The organism is Acidocella sp., from assembly GCF_027352905.1.
Lineage (GTDB): Bacteria > Pseudomonadota > Alphaproteobacteria > Acetobacterales > Acetobacteraceae > Acidocella.
The window spans coordinates 1-13,590 of record NZ_DAIEIF010000054.1 but is presented as its reverse complement, the minus strand read 5'-3'; the positions used below and the strand labels follow the sequence as shown (position 1 = coordinate 13,590).

Below are 13,590 nucleotides of genomic sequence, written 5' to 3'. Positions count from 1 at the left end.
GAGGTGATTTCCAGATATTCCATGTCGGTGCGTCGAGCATGTGAACATATCCTTATCGATGGAGAGAAGGATCAGTCTGCCACAAATCCTTTCGCATCCGCCAGGAAATTTTGCGCCGCACAAAAACGCTGATTTTATTCGTCTTCCCGCTCGCTGCGCACCAGAACCTCGCGCCGGCCAACATGATTGGCCGGGGAAATCACCCCGTCCTTCTCCATCTGCTCGATCAGCTTGGCCGCCCGGTTATAGCCGATGGTCAGGCAGCGCTGCAGATAGGAGGTGCTGGCCTTGCGGTCCCGCGCGACGATGGCCACGGCCTGATCATAGAGGGTGTCCTCGCCGCTGGCATTGCCGCCCATGGCGCCGCCCGCCGCGCCGCCGGGCGCGTCCTCGTCATCGGGCGGCTCCGTGACCTCGTCGAGATAATTCGGCTCGCCCTGCTCGCGCAGATACTCCACCACCGCCTCCACCTCCTGGTCGGAGACGAAGGGGCCATGCACGCGGGTGATACGCCCGCCCCCGGCCATGTAGAGCAGATCGCCCTGGCCGAGCAGCTGCTCCGCCCCCTGCTCGCCGAGAATGGTGCGGCTGTCGAATTTGGAGATGACCTGGAAGGAAATCCGGGTGGGAAAATTCGCCTTGATCGTGCCGGTGATCACATCGACCGAGGGGCGCTGGGTCGCCATGATCACATGGATGCCGGCGGCGCGCGCCTTCTGCGCCAGGCGCTGCACGCAGATCTCGATCTCCTTGCCCGCGACCAGCATCAAATCGGCCATTTCGTCGATGAAGACGACGATGAAGGGCAGCGGCTCCAGGGCCAGAGGCTGATCCTCGAAAACCGGCTTGCCGGTCTCCGAATCGAATCCGGTCTGCACCCGCCTCGTCACCACCTCGCCACGGCCGCGGGCCTCGTTCACCCGTTCGTTATAGCCGCCGATATTGCGCACCGCGAGCTGGCTCATCGCCCGGTAGCGGCGGTCCATCTCCCGCACCACCCATTTCAGCGCCGCCACCGCCTTGGCGGGCTCGGTCACCACCGGCGTCAGCAGATGGGGAATGCCATCATAGACCGAGAGTTCGAGGATTTTGGGGTCGATCATGATCAGCCGGCATTGCTCGGGGGAGAGCTTGAATAGCAGGCTCATGATCATCGCGTTCACACCCACCGATTTGCCGGAGCCGGTGGTGCCGGCGATCAGCAGATGCGGCATGCGGGCGAGATCGGCGATGACCGGCGCGCCGGAGATATCCTTGCCCAGCGCCAAGGAGAGCGCGCCGCCCTGGCGGCTCCATTCCGCCGCCGCCAGCAACTCGGCGAGAAAGACGGTCTCGCGCTTGGCGTTGGGCACCTCGATGCCGATGACATTGCGCCCGGCGACGACGGCGATGCGGACGGAGATGACGGAAAGCGAGCGGGCGATGTCCTCGGCGAGGCCGATCACCCGGGCGGAGCGGATGCCGGGCGCGGGTTCCAGCTCGTACAGCGTCACCACCGGGCCGGGGCGAATCTCGACGATGCGCCCCTGCACGCCGTAATCCTGCAACACGGTCTCCAGCAGGCGGGCATTGTTCTGAAGCGCCTCCTCGCTCGGCCCGGTGGCGGCGCGCGGCGGCGGCGCCCGCAACAGGCCGATACCGGGCGGCTCCCAGCCGATTTCAATGAGCGGCAGGCGGTGCTGCTGCGGCGCGGCGGGGCGGGAGGGGGCGGGCGCCTTCACCGTGGGCCGGGCGCGGGGCATGGGGTTGGCGAGCGCCTCGCCCGGCGGCGGATCATCGGCTTCCGCTGCCCAGCCCCGCCCTGGCGCGGGGGATTCCTCCGGCGCCGGCGCGTTTTGCAGCAAGGGCGTCAGCCAGGAGGAGACGGCCGCCGCGCCGCGCCGCCCCTGCCGCACGGAGTGCCCGGCGGCGAAGATCGCCCGCCGGCCGCCGCTGCGCCATTCACCAGGGGTGAAGCCCAAAGCGAAGCCGAAAGCGGCGAGGGCGAGCAGGAGGGTGATGACAAAGACCAGGCCGCTGCCCAGCTTGCCCAGCACGGAGGCGCCCGCCGCCGCCGTGAAGCGGGAGAGCACGTCTCCCGCCGCGCCGCCCAAGCCGGACGGCACCGGCCAGGCGAGGCTGCCGCCGGGAATGACCAGAAACGCCATGGCGAGCGCCGCCGCCGCCAAGGGCATGGCCAGCCCCGCCGCGATGATCCGCGCCTTGACATGGCCGACACGCCCGCGAATGCCGAGCCGGTAGGCCCAGGCGAGCAAAACGAGCACGGGGATGAAACCGGCGATCCCGAAGCCTTGCAGCGCGAGATCGGCGATCGTCGCCCCCGCCCGCCCGGCGAGATTTTGCACCGCGGCGGTCCCGGCGGTGTCGAAGGACGAATCCGCCGGATGGTAGGAGACCAGCGCCAAGGCCAGCGTCACGGCGGCGAGGGCCACGAGAATCGCGGCCATCTCGCCCATGCGCCGCTGAAGCTGCGCGCGAATCGCCGGAGAGATGAAGCGTCTCGCGCCCAGATCAACTGCCATGACTCAAATCATAAAGCGTATCCCTAGGAGTCTCAATGTCTTTTTAGAGATGCTTAAGGCTGCACGAAAGCGGCGCTGATGATGAGGTGAACCTCATCGCCGATCAGCGGCACATAGGTCGTCTGCTTGAAATCGGAGCGCTTCAACTCCCCGCTGAGGTCGAAGCCGATCGTGTATTGCTTGGTCAGCGGGTTCACGCCGCCCGCGTTGAACTTCGCCTTCAGCGTCACCGGCTTCGTCACGCCGTGGAAGGTGAGGTCGCCAGTCACCAGCGCCGTGTCATGGCCGGTGCGGACGATTTTCTCGGATTTGAATTCGATCGTCGGATATTGGGCCGCGTCGAACCAGGTGGGCGATTTCAGCTCGCCATCCAGCTTGGCGTTGGTGGTCGAGACGCTGTCCACCGGCACGCGGATGTCGAAGCTGCCGCCGGAGAGCTTGGCGGGGTCGAGCGTCAGCGTGCCGGAGGCGTTGGTGAAATCGCCGTACCAGGTGGTGAAGCCCATATGGGAGACGGCGAAGAGAATGCGGGTATGGGTGGGCTCGACCTGATAGGTGCCGGGCTTGACGTCGGCGGGGTTGGTGTCCGGCCCGCTCTGCGCCAAGGCGAGAGCGGGCAGGGCCAGCGCCGCCAGGGCGGTCATCGTCAGTCTTTTCATCTCGGTACTTCCTTGTTTTGCTTGCTTACAACCGGTTGATCTCGGCCTCCGCCCTGAGCATGGCGGGTTCGCGCTGGCCGGGCAGGGCCAGCCCCTCGGCGCGGATGAACACGATGTCCTTCAAGCCAATGAAATTCAGCAACGCCGTCAGATGCGTCTCCTGATGGTCGAGCCCGGCGGCGGGGCTGCCGGCGGAATAGACGCCGCCGCGCGACGAGGCGACGATCACCCGCTTATCCGCCGGAACGAGGCCGAACGGCACCCCATCCTGGCCATATTGGAAGGTCTTGCCCGCGATCAGCAGCCGGTCGAACAGCGCCTTCAACTGGGTCGAGAGGCCAAAATTATACATCGGCGCGCCGATGACGACGATATCGGCGGCGAAGAGCGTGTCGATGCAGGCGGAGCCGCGGGCGAAATCGGCCGCGACCGCCGGGTCCGTGGCGGGCTGGCCGAACATCGCCGCGACATGGCCGGGCGAGAGATGGGCGAGCGGCTCCGCCGCGAGGTCGAGATAGGTGACCTCCAGCCCGGGATGCTTCGCCGTCTCCTGCGCGACGATCTTCGCCGAGAGGGCGCGGGAGGCGGAATTATCGCCAAGGATGCTGGAATCGATATGCCAGAGCTTCATGTCGGTCTCCCTGAAGCGGTTGATTTGACCGGCGGCAGGATTAAACGCCTCCCTTCCCGGCCAGAAGCCTATCTTTCAAGATGGATACCATCTTGTTTCACGATGGATTAGACTATCGCCATGATCGAGGCCGTCACCTTCGACCAGTTGCGGATTTTCGTCGCCGCCGCCGAGGAGAAAAGCTTTTCCGCCGCCGGGCGGCGGCTGGGCCGCGCCCAATCCGTCATCAGCCAGGCGGTGGCGAATCTGGAGCAGCAATTATCCATCGAGCTTTTCACGCGGGAGGGCCGGTACCCCGCCCTCACCCAGGCCGGCGAACTCCTGCTCCCGGACGCCCGGGCCATGCTGGCAGGGATGGCGATGATGAAATCGCGGGCGCGGGGCATGGCGGCGGGGCTGGAAGCGGAGCTTTCCGTGGCGGTGGACGTCATGTTCCCCATGTCGGCGCTCACCCGGGTGGCGGCGGCCTTTGGCGAGCGGTTTCCGCTGACGCCGCTGCGCCTTTATGTCGAGGCGCTAGGCGGCGTCTCCAAGGCGGTGCTGGACCAGCAATGCCAGATCGGCATCGTTGGCAGCCTGCCGCTCCTCACCTCGGCCATGCTGAGCGAGCGGCTGCTGCCGGTGGAGATCACCTTCGTCGCCGCGCCCTCCCACCCGCTTTGCGCCCTCAACCGGCCCCTCACGGAATGCGATCTCTCCCGCCATGTGCAGCTCGTGCTCACGGACCGCACCGAGCTTTCGGCCGGGCGGGAATTCCGTGTGCTCTCGCCGCGCAGCTGGCGTCTCGCCGATCTCGGGGCCAAGCACGCCTTTCTCCTCGCCGGGCTTGGCTGGGGCGGCATGCCCTATGAGATGGTGGCGCGGGACGTGGAGGCGGGGCGGCTGCGGGAGCTGCGCCTGGCCGACGCGCCGGAGCGGGAGCGGATGATCATGTCCGCCACCTTCCGGGCGGACACGCCGCCCGGCCCCGCCGGGCGCTGGTTCATCGAGCAGCTCAAATCGCTGGCGGCGGCCAGCCCCGCCCGGCAGGGAGAGATGGCATGAAGACCCTCATCGTCCAGATAAAATGCGAACTCGGCCGCGCCTATGAGGTGGCGGCCCATATCATCGACAATGTGACGCCCTGCCACATCTACTCGATCTCGGGGCCTTATGACCTCCTCGCCCTCATCAACCTGGAAAGCGAGATCGACCCCGGCCTGTTCGTCACCCAAAAATTGCACAAGGTGCCGGGGATCCGGGACACCTCGACGATGATCGCCTTCAACGCCTTCACCCCCGCCGGCTAGAGCGATGATCATCTCATCTGAATTGTCGGCTTCACATCAGATGATGTGAAATGGCTCGTCAAAGCAAGGCTAGCCCCCGTCGGCATCCAGCCCGGCGCCGCTGATCCCCGCCACCGCCGCCGCCTCGTCATTATCGGAGGTGTCGCCGGAAATGCCGACCGCGCCGATCACCGCGCCCGCCTGCCGGATCAGCACCCCGCCCGGCACCGGCATCAGGGAGCCGCCAATCGCGGCTGTGGCGGCGGCGATGAAATAGGCCTGCGTCTCGGCGCGCTTCATCAGCGCGCGGGAGCCCATGCCCAAGGCGAGCGCGCCATGGGCCTTGGCGATGGCGATCTCGCCGCGCTTGAGAGAGGTGCCGTCCTCCGCCGCGAAGCCCTTCAGCGCGCCGCGCGCGTCGAGCACCGAGACGGCGAGCGGCTTCAGCCCGCTCGCCTTGGCGTGGGCGAGCGCCCCGGCGATGATCTTCTGCGCGACATCCAGGGGCAGTGCCATCCTCAACCCTCCAACTCGGAATCCCAATAAAGAAAATCCCGCCAGCTTTCATGCAGATAATTGGGCGGAAAATGGCGGCCCCGCTCCTGCAACTCATAGCTCGTCGGCCGGCGCGGCGCCTCGCGCGGGATCATGCCGCATTCGCGCGGCAGCTTGGCCCCCTTGCGCAGGTTGCAAGGCCCGCAGGCGGTGACGACATTTTCCCAGCTCGTGCGCCCGCCCCGCGCGCGGGGGATCACGTGGTCGAAGGTCAGCTCCGGCGTGGCGCGGCGGTGGGCGCAATACTGGCAGACGAAGCGGTCGCGCAGAAACACGTTGAAGCGGGTGAAGGCCGGCATGCGGGCGGATGGCACGAAATCCCGCAAGGCGATGACGCTGGGCAAGCGCATGGCGAAGCTGGGGGAGTGAACCTCCTGCTCGTATTCGGAGAGCACGGAAACCCGGTCGAGAAACACCGCCTTCACGGCATCCTGCCAGGTCCAGGTCGATAACGGAAAATAGGAGAGCGGACGGAAATCCGCGTTCAACACGAGAGCGGGGAAATGCCACCCGCCGTCAGGCATTACTCTGCCTGTCCCACATCGGAACCAGATTTGGCGGGACAGCGACGGAACGCTGCCACATATGGTACGCCGCTCGAGTCATAGCGCGTTTATGGCAAACTCCCCCCGCCGCTTCAAGCGTCCCTTCCCCTTGTCCTCCATTTGTCATCATCCGCCCATTTCCCTATCCTCGGCCGCGATGGCCGTGATTTCCCGCTTCGCGCCCAGCCCCACCGGTTATCTGCATCTCGGCCACGCCTACTCCGCCTGGCTGGGGCGCCGGCGCGCCGGTATCTGGCGGCTGCGGCTGGAGGATATCGACACCGCGCGCTGCCGGGAGGAATACGCGACGGCCATTCTGGAGGATCTCGCCTGGCTCGGCCTGGCCTGGGATGGGGAGGTGCGCGTCCAGTCCCGCCATTTCCCGGACTACGCGGCGGCGCTGGACCGCCTGCGGGAGCGCGGCCTCCTCTATCCCTGTTTCTGCACCCGCGCCGATATCGCCCGGGCGCAATCCGCCCCCCACGCGGCGGAAGGGCTTTATCCCGGCACGTGCAAGCGCCTCGGCGCCGGCGGGCGGGCGCTCCGCCTGGCCGCCGGCGAACCCTTCGCCCTGCGGCTGGATATGGAGCGCGCCCGCCGGTCGGTCACGCGGCCCTTGCGGTTTTTCGAGGAGGGGGAAGGCTGGACCGAGGCTTGGCCCGAACGGCATGGCGATGCCGTGCTCGCCCGTAAGGACACGCCCACCAGCTACCATCTCTGCGCCGTGCATGACGATGCCTTGCAATGCGTCAGCCATGTCATCCGCGGCGAGGATCTCCGCCCCGCCACCCATCTCCATGTGCTGTTGCAGGCGTTGCTGGGCTACGAAACGCCGGTTTATGTCCATCATCGCCTGCTCACCGGACCGGATGGCCGCCGCCTCGCCAAGCGGGACCAGGCGCAAACCCTGCGCGGCCTGCGCGAGGCCGGGGTGCAACCGGCGGAGATCCGGACGGGGCTGGAGCGGCTGGCGGCGTAATGTTTATTTTTACAGGATTTGTTCATGAAACCGTCATTTTTGGATCGTTTTTTCACTTCCCGTTGTGCTCGGGCGAGGTTTTCGGGCATAGAGACGGAGATTTACAACCGCAATGGCTGATCCCCGAGGTTCGCCGCTTGGATAGGGGTTGAGAATGAACGACGCGCCGCGCGATCCTGCCTACGGCCCTGAGGAGTTCGAGGAGCCGGTCAGCCCCGATGTCGCCGCCCTGCGCGATGCCAATATCATGCTCCCGCCCCAGGGGGAGGCGCGGCTCGCCAGCATTCTCAATGTCGCCCGCTATCACGGCGTGGAGATGGATCTGGAGGCGCTGCGGCTGCGCTCCGCCAGGGAGGCGCCGCCCCCGCCCGAACTCATCGCCTGGCTGCAGGAGGCGGGGCTGTGGGCGCGGGGCGTCCATATGAATTTCCGCCAGATCCTCAAAATGGACTCTCATGCCCCCGTCATCCTGCTGCTCGATGATGGGGGAGCGGCCATCGTCATCGGCCGGGACCGGACACGCAACCTTCTCGTCCTGCGCGACCCGCGCAAGCCAAACTCCGCCTCGCCGGTGCTGGTGGATGAGCTGCGCCTCAAACAGGTCTGGAGCGGCGCGACTTTATTGATCCGGGCGAGCCGGCATGGCGCCGCCGAGGAGCAGCCCTTCAATCTCGGCCTCATCGCCCGGATCGTCTGGGGCGACCGCAAGATCCTGCGCGACATCGCCATCGCCTCGGTGACGCTGACTGTGCTGAGCCTGGTGCCGATCTTGGTGGTGATGCGCACGATCGGCCAGGTGCTGCAATATCAAAGCACCTCCACCCTCAATCTCATCATCATCCTGCTTTGCACCGCCGTCGTCTTCGAGGCCATTCTCACCTGGGCGCGGAAGATGATGGAGGTGGTTCTCGCCGCCAAGCTGGACGCGCGGCTCAATTTGATGATCTTCGACCGGCTGGTCTCCTTGCCCATCGAGTTCTTCGAGCGCGAGCAGGCCGGCCAGGTGGCCTACCGCATCGCCCAGGTCAACCAGGTGCGGGAATTCCTCACCGGCAAGCTGATGAATTCCTTCATCGACATTCTCATGCTCGTCATCCTGTTGCCCATCCTGTTCTACATCAACGCGACCCTGGCCTGGACGGTCCTCATCGCCGCGGCGGCCATCGCGGTGATCATCGCCCTGTTCCTACGGCCGATGGGCATCATGCAGGGGCGGATCATCGCAGCCGAATCGGCCAAGGGCTCCATCCTCATCGAGACGATTTTCGGCATCCGCACCGTCAAGGCGCTGGCCCTGGAATCGGCGCGCTCCACGTTGTGGGACCGGCGGGTGGCGGAGGTGGCGGAATTGCATGTCGAGCAGAGCAGGCTCGCCAACTGGCCCGCCACCCTCACCCTGCCGTTGCAGCGTTATTGCTCCGTTGGCGCCGTCCTGCTCGGCGCCTATATCGCCCTGCATTCCAAGGTCTCGATCGATACCGCCAGCCTGTTCGGCTTCATGCTGCTGGGCGGGCGGGTGGCCGGTCCGCTCGTCAGCCTCGCCGGGCTCATGGAGGATGTGCAGCGCGCCCAGGCCTCCATCGGCCAGGTGGGCTCGGTTCTCAACCGGCTGAACGAGCGCCACGCTCTCGCCAACGGCTTGCGGCCCCAATTCCAGGGCGCGATCGAGTTCAACGACGTCACCTTCCGCTATGAAGGGTCCAAGACGCCGGCTCTGGAGAAAATGAGCTTCAAAATCCCCGCCGGCACCATGCTGGGGCTGGTCGGGCGTTCCGGCTCCGGCAAATCCACCATCACCCGGCTGCTGCAAGGCATCAACCGGGATTACACCGGTTCCATCCGCATCGACGGCACGGATATGCGCGAGATCAATCTCCGCCACATCCGCAAGAATTTCGGCATGGTGCTTCAGGATAATTTCCTGTTCCGCGGCTCGGTGCGGGACAATATCATCGCCGGGCGGCCGGGCCTGTCCTTCGAGGACGCGGTGCGCGCCGCGCGGCTGGCCGGGGCGGAGGAATTCATCGAGCGCCTGCCGAACGGCTATGACACCTTCATCCAGGAGGGTTCGCCCAATCTCTCCGGCGGGCAGAAGCAGCGCCTCGCCATTGCCCGCGCCCTGATCTCCGACCCGAAAGTCCTCATCCTGGACGAGGCGACCAGCGCCCTCGACCCAGAGAGCGAGGCGCTGGTCAACGCCAATATCCAGCGGATCGGGGCGGGGCGGACGATGGTGATCGTCTCCCACCGCCTCTCCTCCTTGCTCGATTGCGACCTCATCATGGTGCTCGACCGCGGCCAGACGATCGATATCGGCACCCATAAGGAGCTGGTGGAGCGTTGCGCCATCTACCGTCATCTCTGGTTCCAGCAGAACCGTCATCTCGCGCCCGAAGGATTCAACGATGCGGCCTCTCACCCAGCTATTGCCTAAACTGCCCGGGCAGAGGCTCGCGGCGGCGGGCGCCGATACCGCGCTCCCCCTGCCCGCGCTGGAATTTCAGTCGCCCACGGCGGCGGTCATCGCCACGCCCCTGCCCCTCATGGCGCGGACGACGACCTATATCGTCACCGCCCTCATCCTCAGCGCGCTCCTCATCGCCGCCATCTTCAAGGTGGACAAGCTGGTGAGCGCCCAGGGGGTGCTCAACTCGGCGAGCCCGAATATCAGCGTCCAGGCTTTCAACACCGTCTCCATCGTCCGCGACATCAAGGTCCATGACGGGGAATTCGTCAGGAAGGGCCAATTACTCGCCACGCTCGATCCCACCTACACCGCCGCCGATGTCGCCTCTCTCACCCAGCAGGAGCAGAATTACGCGGCCCAGGTGGCGCAGCTTCAGGCCCAGGAGGACGACAAGCCCTATGTTCCGGACCCCTCCAACCCCGCCTCGGCGCTGATGCTGCAAACCTACAACCAGCAGATGGGTCAATATCATTACACGCTGGAGAATTACGATCAGCAGATCAACCAGCTGAAAACCGAGATCCGGGGTTACCAGCAGCAGGCCGATTATTACCGCCAGCGGCTGAAGATCGCCGCGAATGTCGAATCCATGCGCAAGAAGCTGCAACAATTGCAGGTGGGCAGCGCCCTCGATTCAGAGGCGGCGACGGATGATCGCGTCAATGTCCAGGCGCAGCTCGCCTCTGCCGAATCCCAGGCGGCGGCGGATGAACGGCAGCTGGCCTCGGTGCAGGCGCAGAGAGAAAGTTTCGCCCAGCAATTCCGGGCGCAAACCTCCACAGATCTCGCCACCGCCCTCAATAATCTCGCCCAGGCCCGTCAGGAGCTGGCCAAGGCCCAGCTGAACAATGAATTGGTGGAGCTGCGCGCGCCGGAGGACGCCATCGTCCAGACCGTCGCCCCGGTCTCGATCGGCTCCGTGCTCCAGGCCGGGCAGGAGCTGATGCAACTCTCGCCGGTGAACGCGCCCTTCATCGTCGAAGCGGACGTGCCCGGCAACGAATCCGGCTGGGTGCAGATCGGGCAGAAGGTGACGGTCAAATTCTCGACGCTCGACCCCATGCTCTATGGCAGCGCCAAGGGCGTCGTGACCTCGATCAGCCCGGAGAGCATCAACCCGCTGCAACAGCAAAGCACGCCCAGCCTGGGCCCGCCTTTGCCCACCACGCCGCAGACGCTTTATTACAAGGTCCAGGTCTCCCTGGCCGTGCTCAACCTCCACAACGTGCCGGATGGCTTCAAGATCGTGCCGGGAATGCCGCTGGAGGCGGATATCGTCGTCGGCAAGCATTCCATCCTCTCCTATTTCTTCTCGCGCATGGCGCCCGTGGCCTATGAGAGCCTGCATGAGCCGTGACGGACGATGAGTTCTAAGCTTTCCATCGCGGACCGGCTGGCGGCGCGCAGCCCGGCCAAGGCCCTCGCCCGGGCCCAGGAACTCAAGGCGCAGGAGGAATATGGCCGGGCCTTCAAGCTGTTCGCCGTGGCGGCGGAGGCTGGGCTCGTCGAGGCCGAGCGCGAACTCGGTCTTTTCTACCTCCAGGGCGAGACCGGGTTTCGCAGCGCCGCGGATGCCGCCCGCTGGCTGGGCCGCGCGGCGGAGAAAGGCGATGTGCGGGCCCAGAGCGCCCTGGGCGGCTTGATCGCCAGCGGGTTCCAAGCCGAGACGCCGGGCGACCTGTTCGGCGAAATCCGCGCCGCCAATGCCGATCTCGACACCGCCCTGAAATGGACGCTGCGCGCCGCCGAGGCGGGTGATGCGGACGCTCAGGCCCTGGCCGGTTTTCTCTACGCCACCGGGCCGAAAACCATCCAGGATATCGAGAAGGCCAAGCACTGGTACCGCCTCGCCGCCGCGGCGGGCAAGCCGCAGGGCCATCTCGGCCTCGGCACGCTGCTGCTGCTCGAGGCAACGACAGACGAGCTGACCTTCGCCGCGGTGGATCAGATCCGCGCCGCCGCCGAGGCGGATCTCGGCACCGGTCATTATTATCTCGGTCTCATCTACGAGCGCGCCATCGGGGTCTACGCGGACCCCGCCCGCGCCGCCGAGCATTACGGCAAGGCGGCGGAAAAGGGCGTTCGCGGCGCGCAGTTCCGCTATGGGCTGATGCTCTATCAAGGCGCCGGGGTCGAGCGGAACATCGTCGAGGGGGAGACCTGGCTGCGCCGCGCCGCCCTGGCCGGGGAGGCGGAGGCCGCGGCCTGCGTCGGCCAGATCTACGCGCGGGGCGCGGACGGCCTGCCCCCCAATTACGCCGAGGCGGCTTTGTGGTTCCGCGTCGCCGCCGAGTTCGGGCACGCGCCCTCGGCGCGGGCGCTCGGCGTGCTCTATCTTACCGGGGCGGGGTCGGGCGCCATCCCGCGCGACCCCGACGAGGCGGCGAAATGGTTCAAATTCGCGGCGGAAAAGGGGGATGCCACCGCCCGCGCGGATCTCGCCACCCTGTTGGTGTCCCGCCAGACCAATCCCCGCTTCACCGAGCCGGTGCCGGTGCATGAATGGTTCGAGGCGGCGGCTGAATCGGGTGACGCCATCGGCGCCTATAATTACGCCGTCTGCCTGGCGGAGGGCGTCGGCATCCCCCGCGACGATGCCCGCGCCGCCTATTGGTTCAAGCGCGCCTCGACGCATGTGGTCAATGCCCAATACCGCTATGGCCGGCTGCTGGCCGAGGGCCGGGGCGTGGCGCAGGATTTCGCGGAGGCCCGGCTCTGGCTCCAGCAAGCGGCGGACAAGAACCTGCCGGAGGCGTTGCTCGACCTCGCCGCCCTCCATATGCAAGGGCTCGGCGGGCCGAAGGATGACGCGGCGGCCGCCGCCTTGTTCGAGCGCGCCGCCGCCCAGGGCTATGTGGAGGCCATGTTCGCGCTCGGCGCGCTCTATGGCGGCGGCCATGGGGTGGAGTCGGATCGCGCCCGCTCCCTTGCCTGGTACCGGGAGGCGGCGGCGCGAAACCACCCGCGCGCCGCGCTGATGCTGGGCAAATATCTTTGCGCCGGCATCGCCACCCCGCCAGACCCGGAGGAGGCGCGCAAATGGCTCTCCCTGGCGGCAAAGGCGGGGGTGGAGGAGGCCGGCGCCGTGCTCGCCACCTTGCCGCCCGCCTCGGCGGCGGCGGAATGAGAGGCCGGCGCGCCGCCCTTGCCTAAACCCCGCAAAGACGATCTCGGCTCGGCGGAAGCGGCCTATCTGCGCGGCCTGCAAGGCGGGCCGGAGGCGCTGTTCTGGCTGCGGCGGGCGCGGCGGCTGGCGCCGGAGGACCCGCGGATCGAGCTGGAAATCGCCCACCGGCAACTCGCCGCCGGGCCGGAGGCCATCCGCGAGGCCTTCGCCACCTTCGAAGCCCTGGCCCGGCAATACGACATCACCCCGGCCTGGATCGGCATGGCGATCGCCGCGCAGCGGCTCAACGATGCCGCCGCCGCGGCGCGGGCGGTGGACCAGCTGCTCAGCCGCCATTGCCTGCCCGCCGATCCCGGTTTCCCGCCCTTCGTCCGGCATGTGGCGCTCACCGCCGGTTATGGCGGCTATCAGGGCGAGGCGGAGGATGGAACCCGGCAAAGCGAGGGCGCGGGCCGGCTGCTCGGCGCGCGGCCGGATGAAGCGGCGCTCGCCCGCGTCGAGGGGGTGGCGGCATGGGAGAAAGATGGCGTCAGCGGCTGGGCGGTGCGCCCGGCTTCGCCCGGCCGGCCGCCGCGCCTCACCCTCACGGATGCCGAAGGCCGCCGCCTGGCCATCGCCTGCGGCGCGTCCCTTCCCAATGACGAGACCTCGCCCTTCCTGCCCCGCTACCGGTTCCGGCTGTCCGCCGCCCGGCTCGCGGGCCTCGCCCCGCCCTTCCGCATCGCCGGAGCGGATGGCCGCGATCTTCTGGGCAGCCCGCTCGACCCCCGCCCCCTCGCCGCCCCGCCCGTGGCGGCCGGCACGCGGGGCGCGCCCCCCGCCGCGCTTCCCGCCCCC

At 67.1% G+C, this 13,590-nt stretch carries 11 protein-coding genes and 1 pseudogene; 7 read left to right on the top strand and 5 right to left on the bottom strand.

The window, feature by feature from the left end:
- Positions 1-134 precede the first annotated feature (134 nt).
- Genes M7H45_RS10495 through M7H45_RS10485 form a run of 3 tightly spaced genes read right to left on the bottom strand, consistent with a single transcriptional unit; the run spans position 135 to position 3,812 of the window.
- Entirely contained in the window at positions 135-2,522 is a 2,388-nt protein-coding gene (locus tag M7H45_RS10495; RefSeq protein ID WP_298216734.1) for a DNA translocase FtsK, read from the bottom strand.
- 53 nt (positions 2,523-2,575) lie between these two features.
- Positions 2,576-3,181 (bottom strand): YceI family protein, encoded by a 606-nt coding sequence (locus M7H45_RS10490; protein ID WP_298216732.1) that lies wholly within the window; start codon positions 3,179-3,181, stop codon positions 2,576-2,578.
- A 25-nt stretch (positions 3,182-3,206) separates the two neighbouring features.
- Complete coding sequence (locus M7H45_RS10485) at positions 3,207-3,812, bottom strand: FMN-dependent NADH-azoreductase (protein WP_298216730.1); 606 nt, start codon at positions 3,810-3,812, stop codon at positions 3,207-3,209.
- A gap of 120 nt (positions 3,813-3,932) precedes the next feature.
- On the opposite strand from M7H45_RS10485, the gene M7H45_RS10480 reads away from it, so the two are divergent.
- Positions 3,933-4,856, top strand: a complete 924-nt coding sequence (locus M7H45_RS10480; RefSeq protein ID WP_298216728.1) for a LysR family transcriptional regulator — start codon at positions 3,933-3,935, stop codon at positions 4,854-4,856.
- Positions 4,853-5,101, top strand: coding sequence for an Lrp/AsnC ligand binding domain-containing protein (locus tag M7H45_RS10475; RefSeq protein WP_298216726.1), 249 nt, complete (start codon positions 4,853-4,855; stop codon positions 5,099-5,101). Before M7H45_RS10480 ends, M7H45_RS10475 begins: the two co-directional genes overlap by 4 nt.
- Positions 5,102-5,170: 69 nt before the next feature.
- Here the strand turns inward: M7H45_RS10475 and M7H45_RS10470 are convergent, their stop codons facing one another.
- Together M7H45_RS10470 and M7H45_RS10465 are read right to left on the bottom strand one after the other, a co-directional pair.
- Positions 5,171-5,596, bottom strand: a complete 426-nt coding sequence (locus tag M7H45_RS10470; protein ID WP_298216724.1) for a heme-binding protein — start codon at positions 5,594-5,596, stop codon at positions 5,171-5,173.
- A 2-nt stretch (positions 5,597-5,598) separates the two neighbouring features.
- Positions 5,599-6,159, bottom strand: a complete 561-nt coding sequence (locus M7H45_RS10465; RefSeq protein ID WP_298216722.1) for an HNH endonuclease — start codon at positions 6,157-6,159, stop codon at positions 5,599-5,601.
- Positions 6,160-6,337: 178 nt separating this feature from the next.
- Between M7H45_RS10465 and gluQRS the strand changes: the two genes are divergently transcribed.
- The 5 genes and pseudogenes from gluQRS to M7H45_RS10440 all read left to right on the top strand — a co-directional run.
- Entirely contained in the window at positions 6,338-7,159 is an 822-nt protein-coding gene (gene gluQRS, locus M7H45_RS10460) for a tRNA glutamyl-Q(34) synthetase GluQRS (RefSeq protein WP_298216720.1), read from the top strand.
- 154 nt (positions 7,160-7,313) lie between these two features.
- Entirely contained in the window at positions 7,314-9,593 is a 2,280-nt protein-coding gene (locus tag M7H45_RS10455) for a peptidase domain-containing ABC transporter (protein ID WP_298216718.1), read from the top strand.
- On the top strand, positions 9,565-10,983 hold the full coding sequence (locus tag M7H45_RS10450; protein WP_298216716.1) for an HlyD family type I secretion periplasmic adaptor subunit: 1,419 nt from the start codon (positions 9,565-9,567) through the stop codon (positions 10,981-10,983). The genes M7H45_RS10455 and M7H45_RS10450 overlap by 29 nt, the downstream gene beginning before the upstream one ends.
- Before the next feature lie 6 nt (positions 10,984-10,989).
- Positions 10,990-12,753 carry a tetratricopeptide repeat protein gene (locus M7H45_RS10445; protein ID WP_298216714.1) on the top strand — a complete coding sequence of 588 codons (1,764 nt, stop codon included), beginning with the start codon at positions 10,990-10,992 and terminating at the stop codon, positions 12,751-12,753.
- An 18-nt stretch (positions 12,754-12,771) separates the two neighbouring features.
- Positions 12,772-13,590: pseudogene (locus tag M7H45_RS10440) on the top strand (hypothetical protein); the annotation flags it as partial.

What these genes read in the sequence shown, in the direction of transcription:
- M7H45_RS10490 (WP_298216732.1), bottom strand. Translation starts at nt 3,181, where the DNA reads ATGAAAAGACTGACGATGACCGCCCTGGCGGCGCTGGCCCTGCCCGCT.
- M7H45_RS10475 (WP_298216726.1), top strand. Translation starts at nt 4,853, where the DNA reads ATGAAGACCCTCATCGTCCAGATAAAATGCGAACTCGGCCGCGCCTAT.
- M7H45_RS10480 (WP_298216728.1), top strand. Translation starts at nt 3,933, where the DNA reads ATGATCGAGGCCGTCACCTTCGACCAGTTGCGGATTTTCGTCGCCGCC.
- gluQRS (WP_298216720.1), top strand. Translation starts at nt 6,338, where the DNA reads ATGGCCGTGATTTCCCGCTTCGCGCCCAGCCCCACCGGTTATCTGCAT.
- M7H45_RS10485 (WP_298216730.1), bottom strand. Translation starts at nt 3,812, where the DNA reads ATGAAGCTCTGGCATATCGATTCCAGCATCCTTGGCGATAATTCCGCC.
- M7H45_RS10445 (WP_298216714.1), top strand. Translation starts at nt 10,990, where the DNA reads ATGAGTTCTAAGCTTTCCATCGCGGACCGGCTGGCGGCGCGCAGCCCG.
- M7H45_RS10470 (WP_298216724.1), bottom strand. Translation starts at nt 5,596, where the DNA reads ATGGCACTGCCCCTGGATGTCGCGCAGAAGATCATCGCCGGGGCGCTC.
- M7H45_RS10465 (WP_298216722.1), bottom strand. Translation starts at nt 6,159, where the DNA reads ATGCCTGACGGCGGGTGGCATTTCCCCGCTCTCGTGTTGAACGCGGAT.
- M7H45_RS10495 (WP_298216734.1), bottom strand. Translation starts at nt 2,522, where the DNA reads ATGGCAGTTGATCTGGGCGCGAGACGCTTCATCTCTCCGGCGATTCGC.
- M7H45_RS10455 (WP_298216718.1), top strand. Translation starts at nt 7,314, where the DNA reads ATGAACGACGCGCCGCGCGATCCTGCCTACGGCCCTGAGGAGTTCGAG.
- M7H45_RS10450 (WP_298216716.1), top strand. Translation starts at nt 9,565, where the DNA reads ATGCGGCCTCTCACCCAGCTATTGCCTAAACTGCCCGGGCAGAGGCTC.